This window comes from Mastigocoleus testarum BC008, assembly GCF_001456025.1.
In the GTDB taxonomy this organism is placed as follows: domain Bacteria; phylum Cyanobacteriota; class Cyanobacteriia; order Cyanobacteriales; family Nostocaceae; genus Mastigocoleus; species Mastigocoleus testarum.
Genome location: NZ_LMTZ01000034.1, coordinates 22,035 through 28,827 on the forward strand (window position 1 = coordinate 22,035; position 6,793 = coordinate 28,827).

Genomic DNA, 6,793 nt, shown 5'->3' on the forward strand with positions numbered 1-6,793 from the left:
CCCTGTCCTTACAGACTCCCTCTCCTATAGCGGAACTCTTGGGTTCAGCCATAGTTAGGAGAGGGATTCGCTTTGGTTGTACATCATAAATCTGCAATACGCTGTATCTTCATTTTTACCAAAGCATTCACCCTCTATAGTGCTACGCGCAAGTCAAAATAGACCGCACCAAAAACGTTAGTAAAGTGCGCCTATATTGACCAAAAGCTTACACATCATAGCTTTTAGGATTTACCAATGTCCCAAGCTTATTACATAGCTATATCTCGTTATCACCTTGTCTACCAAAATAGCCTTGTAATAGTCACTTTAATAATTTATATCCATTTTCAAGCAGTTTACTTTCTAATTATCCATGTTCTAAACCAGAAACACTATCCGAGCCTAAACAATCCACTGTTTCTTCTAGAGAACGTCACTTTTTTTCAATTTCCTGAATAAATCTGAGCTTTCATTAATTGTTTTTGCTTGGAATTTGGGCAATAGTTAAGTCATAGAGAACAAAGACAAGAAACGAGAAATTCAAGTTCTATCCAAGTGTAGTTTTCTTGATTTCACCACTTGTCTTCTTTTCACTACTACTACTTGAAAATTAAGTTGGTCAAGACTAACAAAAATATCACAAAGGACAAAATCATGAGCGAACAAACACCACAAACTCTAGAAACCAGAATTATTACCCGCGCTTTACAAGATCCATCTTTTAAGGAACAGTTGCTTAGCGGACCAGTTGCAGCTAAAGCAGCTATCGAACAAGAAATCGAGCAAAAACTTCCCCAAGACTTGCAAGTCAATGTACTAGAGGAAACAGATAAGGCTTCCTATGTAGTTCTACCAAAAATGCCTTCAGTTGACGAAGTATCAGAAGAAGAATTAGAAGCTGTTGCAGGGGGAGCAGCATTTACTGTCGTTTTCAAGACTGCAACATTTCTTACAGGAGGTTTGCCTTGTACCTTTGGTTCTATCACCTTGAAATAAATTGTCTAACCTTTTTGGTGAAACCAAGACTAGCTCATCCAATCTACTAACAACAAACAAAAACATCACAAAGGAGAAAATCATGAGTGAACAAACCCCACAAACCCTAGAAACTAGAATTATTACCCGCGCTTTACAAGATCCATCTTTCAAGGAACAATTGCTTAGCGGACCGGTTGCAGCTAAAGCAGCTATCGAAAAAGAAATCGAGCAAAAACTTCCTCAAGATTTGCAAGTCAATGTACTAGAGGAAACAGATAAGGCTTCCTATGTGGTTTTACCAAAGATGCCTTCAGTTGACGAAGTATCAGAAGAAGAATTGGAATCTGTTGCAGGTGGAAGAAGAAGACCAAGTTCTGGTGCCATTGGTGCTGCGACAGCTGTTACCAGTTTGTTCACAAACACCTTACCTTGTACCTTTGGTTCCATCACCTTCAAATAAATTGTCTAACCTTCTTGGTGAAACCAAGACTAGCCTATCTACTAACAAAAATATCACAAAGGAGAAAATCATGAGCGAACAAACCCCACAAACCCTAGAAACTAGAATTATTACCCGCGCTTTACAAGATCCATCTTTTAAGGAACAGTTGCTTAGCGGACCGGTTGCAGCTAAAGCAGCTATCGAAAAAGAAATCGAGCAAAAACTTCCTCAAGACTTGCAGATAAAAATACTAGAAGAAACAGATAAAGTTTCCTATGTAGTTCTACCAAAGACATCTTCAAGTGAGGAACTGTCAGAAAAAGAATTGGAGACTGTAGCAGGAGGATTCTTTAGGTTGCCTTGCACCTTTGGTTCTATAACCTTCAAATTTTAAATTGCGTAACCTTCTTGATTTTACGAAACACTTGTAGAGACGATGTCGACGGGTTATCTATACGGGGTTCGCGAGTTGTCTCTACAGGGTTTTATGGGTTAAATAACCAATCAAGATAAATGCAACATACGCCTAGTAATTTGTTCCATTGATTTTAACTGGTTTATATATCTATCGTTCTATTTTTTAACAAATCGAGCACACGGGTTTCGGACAAATTTGTAAAATTAATGGGACAGATTCCTAGTGTTTTGTCCCATTAGTTTCGATAAGTTTAAAAAATATCTTCTACTCCCTCTTTTCTCCTTCTTTTTCCTCCCTGCATTCACCCGTCAACTTCAATGAGACAAACTACCTTTTCTTATAAGCTCTGTTAATATCTAGCAAATATTACCGTATATAGAGGCTCTGCAGACGCTCCAGGCTCTTACATTCCATTAGCCATATGATTGAGACGTATTAACGCAAGCCTGTTAGAAGCATCTACGATATTCACCTGTAATTATAAAAATATAACTGAGAAAATATGACAAACACTACGGAAATTTCACTTGACGATTCTATCCTGTACAAAGGATTGTTAAAAATTGTTGAAAAATCAAGTACAATCGCCGAAAGATTGGGAGATAAATTTTCTTTCAATCCTACAGCTATTAACAAAGATTTTGTCGATTCTCGTGTTGCTAATTGGTGTCAAATGGTAGCAGGAGGAAATCAAGAAAAGTTTGAAAAACGTCTTGCTTGGGAGGATCTAGATTTAGACAAAATACGTAGCGCCTTTGACGCTAAAAGTTTGGTTGACGAGGATAATTTACCTGCTTGGGCAGAAACTTTAAAAGCAGCTTTAGAAGCTTCACGCAAAGGTATTAGAGAAGATAATTATTTTTTAAACCCCGAACAACCGCTTCCTTTTGAAGAAATATTTTTGTCTTTTATTTATATTGCTAGGAAAAAGCTCAAAACTCAAGCTGGCTCTAGTTATTATTTACTTTCGATTGATGCCCATGCTTGCTTACAATTTCAACTGTTACAGTCGTTGGTTGAACTTTGCACTCAAGCAATGGCGCTTGAGTTCCAAATCTTCAGAAATTACGAACAACCAACATTGAATAGATGGTTGGCTCAAGTAGATGGTTCTCATTCAAAAACCCACTACAACAAGTTTGTTGGCAAAATGTTGTCGGGAGGGCTACTAGAATTTTTTCAAAAATACAGTGTTTTGGGTCGTCTGGTAGGAACAGTTACGGATTTTTGGGTAACTAATACCTGCGAATTTCTCCAGCGCTTGAAATTAGACTGGTCAGAGATTCAGAAAACTTTTCAAGGCGATTCAGAGTTAGGACAAGTTGTAGATATTGGGGCTGGTCTTTCTGACCTCCACAACCAAGGAAGATCGGTCTTGGCGCTTAAATTTGCTTCTGGGTTAAAACTAATTTATAAGCCAAAAGACTTGGGTTTAGAAGTGGCTTTTTTTGAGTTAGTTAAATGGTTAAACGATCAAAAAACTCTTCCACAACTAAAACTGATGCAAGTCCTCAACTGTTCTAATTACGGTTGGGTCGAATATATCGAACATTTACCTTTAGAAGATTCAGAAGCTGCAGCCCGATATTATCAACGGGCGGGAATGCTTTTATGTTTATTGTATGTGCTTTCAGGTGCAGATTTTCATTACGAAAATATTATTGCTTGTGGAGAATATCCTGTCGCCATCGACCTGGAAATGTTGATGTGTGGCAAAATTCGAGAACGAGAAAATGATGACAATATAGATGCTTTATCTGTAGCAGTTGACAAGTTTCAGTATTCAGTACTCAGTACTAGCTTTTTGCCGAAGTGGCAGTTTGGAAAAGATGGCATAGCCTATGATATCAGTGGTTTGGGTGGGGCTGAAGGACAACCAACTCATTATCGCAGTCCGGTTTGGAAAAACATTAATACAGACGCTATGGTATTGGGTTATGAGGATACTAAAACACGACCTTACTTTAATGTTCCAATTTTAGATGGCTATAAGTTGTCCCCAAGCGATTATCAGGAAGAGTTGGTAGATGGTTTTCGCAGCACTTATCAGTTTTTAATGGGACATAAAGAAATATTTTTGGCTGCGAATAGTCCAATTACAGGATTTGCAGATCAACGAGTGCGTGCACTCATGCGTCCTTCTCAAATCTATGATTCCCTTCAGAAACAAACATTACAGCCCAAGTATCTTCAATTTGGAGTGGATCGCGATATTGTATTAGATCTTCTTAGTAAAGCTTTTATAGATTCTGAAGATAAACCCCATGATTGGCAAATTGTTATGGCTGAAAAACAAGCCATGCAAGATTTCGATATTCCCTTGTTTACAGCGCGATCCAATCGAGATGTTTTTATCATTAACGATAATCAAGCAATTGATCGCTATTATCGAGAACCTAGTTACGATCTAATAAGAAATCGTTTGCACCAACTCAATGAAAGTGATTTAGAACAACAAATAGGTTTTATTTACAGTTCTTTGTATGCAAGTACTGCTAGTAAGCCTGCCAATTCTTCATTATCAGGACAACCTGCACCCAACTTAGAGACTTTTTCCCCTTTAGTTAAGGAGAAACTAGTTCAGCAGGCGATTTCAATCGCTAAAGAGATGGAAAAACGAGCAGTACGTGCAAAAGATGGTAGTGTTTGGTGGATGGGTATGGAATATGTACCTGATGCTGGGCAATTACAACCGCGATCCCTGGGCTACGATCTATATGATGGCTGTGCTGGTGTGGCTTTCTTCTTAGCTGCATTAGCTAAGGTTACTGAGAATAAAAAATTTCGGGATTTAGCTTTGGGTGCTTTACAACCAACGCGTAATCTTTGGAAACACTGGAATTTAGAATCGAAAGATAAAATCATTAGAGAACTTAATCTTGGTGGAGGTAAAGGTTTAGGGTCGATTGTTTACAGTTTGGTACGATGCAGCCAATTTCTAGACGAACCTGAACTTTTAGAAGATGCTCAAAAATTCGTTTCCTTGTTAAGTCCTTCAAATATTGCTAACGATCGCAAGTTCGATCTTGTTTCTGGAACTGCTGGCTTAATGTTAGGGTTATTAGCTCTCTATGATGCAACTAAAGATTCCCAAACTTTAGCACTAGCAAAAACTTGTGCGTATCATTTGATCGATAACCGCGTCAACAGCGAGAAAGGATTTTTAACTTGGGCTACTACTGGAGGCAAATTATTGACAGGGATTGCCCATGGTGCCGCTGGTATTGCCTATGCATTACTCAGATTATTTGCCTCAGTTCCCGAACCAATTTTTTTGCACGCTGCTGAAAGTGCGATCGCTTACGAACGCTCTGTGTTTTCTCCACAAGCTCAAAATTGGTTAGATTTAAGAAGCGAGCAAGCAGCATGTGGTACAAGTTGGTGTAATGGCGCACCTGGTATTGCTTTAGCTCGTTTGGGAGGTTTGTCAACACTAGATAGCGAAGTAATACGCCAAGATATCGAAGCCGCTCTACAAACTACAGGAAAAATAGCCTTACACAACATCGATCATCTTTGTTGCGGAAATCTTGGTTATTCTGAAGTATTCTTAATCGCAGGTTCACAACTACAAAGAGAAGAACTTATTGAACTAGCTCAAAAACAAGCTGCTTATGTAGTCGAAAGATCTGAAAAAACTGGTTACTTTCAGATATTTCCTGGTGATTTTCGAGGCATTTATAACCCTGGTTTTTTCCAAGGAACGGCAGGAATTGGCTATCAGTTTTTAAGACTAGCTTACCCAGAATTATTACCCTCAGTGCTTTTGTGGCAGTAGCTAAGAGATAAGTAGGGGCATGACATTACTATGTTCCTACGACTAAATTACTTCACTTTCATATTGCTAGTTAACAGGATTGGATATGACTTTCCCTGCTTCTTCTTCCCTTGAAATTACAAATAAACAGTTAGATTTACCTTTTTATCGCAAATTTGGAAGAACTGACTTAACAGTTAGTTGTCTGGGTTTGGGTGGTGGTGGTGGTATTTCCAGTGAAGATACTCTTTATGCTTTCGATCAAGGAATTAATTACTTCTTTTACTCCTCCGATTTGCACCATTACGCATATAGTCCTATGTCTAATGCGCTGCGTCAATTATGCGGAAGAGGTTCTTCAATACGGGAAAAGGTTGTCTTAGCAACTGTAACTTACATCAAAAATCCAGAAGCAGCTATTCCAGTTCTATGCGACCAGTTTAAAGAGTTAGGAATTGACTACATCGATGTCTTTTTCTGGGGTTGGATCGGTGGGAATGAAGGACAAATTTTAAATGACTGTTTGCAACTTTCTCCTTTCTTGAGAGGAAGTAATACTTTTTATCAAAAAGTTATCGAACAAGTTTTTGGTGTGTCCGAACGCATGAAAAAGATGGGGGTTGTTCGTTACATTGGCGCATCTTTTCACGACCTCGACCTCGCTCAGCAATGGTTAAATAGTCCACTTTTAGACGTGGTCATGGTTAGAAATAATGTTACTCACCGTTATGCTCAGAATAAAATTTTTAAGAAATTAAGTCCTGAAGATCCGCAGCGATCTGGAATTGTTACCTTTAAGTCTACTGCTTGCAGTTCTGGTTTACTTTGGAATGCACCTATTGACTTACCTTTAGAATGTTGGCGACCCCAAGCTCCCGATCTCTACCGCTATGCTTTAAGTCAAAACTGTGTAGATGTCTGCTTGACTGGGTTAACAAATCGAACAGAAATTGACAGCGCGATCGCAGGTGTCAAGCAAGGAAAATTGACTTCAGAAGAAATCGACTATCTCAATCTTTATGGGGATATGCACCGCAATAGCTTAAAACATCAAGATGTCCCTCCAGAAAAATTAATCTATCGCAGTTCTCAATTATCCTAAAGCCATTGTGGCATTACAAGTTATAACGTCTTTATTTACTACTATAGGAATCATATTTGATTTATGAAAAAAACTACGAGATAATACGGGCAAAGATATCGGTCTAACAACGAA

5 protein-coding genes are annotated in these 6,793 nt (G+C 38.5%); all 5 read left to right on the forward strand.

Going from position 1 to position 6,793, the window contains the following annotated elements:
- Positions 1–636: 636 nt before the first annotated feature.
- The 5 genes from BC008_RS06880 (at position 637) to BC008_RS06900 (ending at position 6,679) form a co-directional block, all read left to right on the forward strand.
- Positions 637–978, forward strand: coding sequence for an NHLP leader peptide family RiPP precursor (locus tag BC008_RS06880; RefSeq protein WP_058183364.1), 342 nt, complete (start codon positions 637–639; stop codon positions 976–978).
- 82 nt (positions 979–1,060) lie between these two features.
- On the forward strand, positions 1,061–1,420 hold the full coding sequence (locus tag BC008_RS06885; RefSeq protein ID WP_058183365.1) for an NHLP leader peptide family RiPP precursor: 360 nt from the start codon (positions 1,061–1,063) through the stop codon (positions 1,418–1,420).
- Positions 1,421–1,490: 70 nt separating this feature from the next.
- Positions 1,491–1,796 carry an NHLP leader peptide family RiPP precursor gene (locus tag BC008_RS49310; protein WP_058183366.1) on the forward strand — a complete coding sequence of 102 codons (306 nt, stop codon included), beginning with the start codon at positions 1,491–1,493 and terminating at the stop codon, positions 1,794–1,796.
- A 526-nt stretch (positions 1,797–2,322) separates the two neighbouring features.
- Complete coding sequence (locus BC008_RS06895; protein WP_058183367.1) at positions 2,323–5,598, forward strand: type 2 lanthipeptide synthetase LanM family protein; 3,276 nt, start codon at positions 2,323–2,325, stop codon at positions 5,596–5,598.
- Positions 5,599–5,683: 85 nt separating this feature from the next.
- Positions 5,684–6,679: an aldo/keto reductase gene (locus BC008_RS06900; RefSeq protein ID WP_036268408.1), complete on the forward strand. Its 996-nt coding sequence runs from the start codon at positions 5,684–5,686 to the stop codon at positions 6,677–6,679.
- Positions 6,680–6,793: the final 114 nt, after the last annotated feature.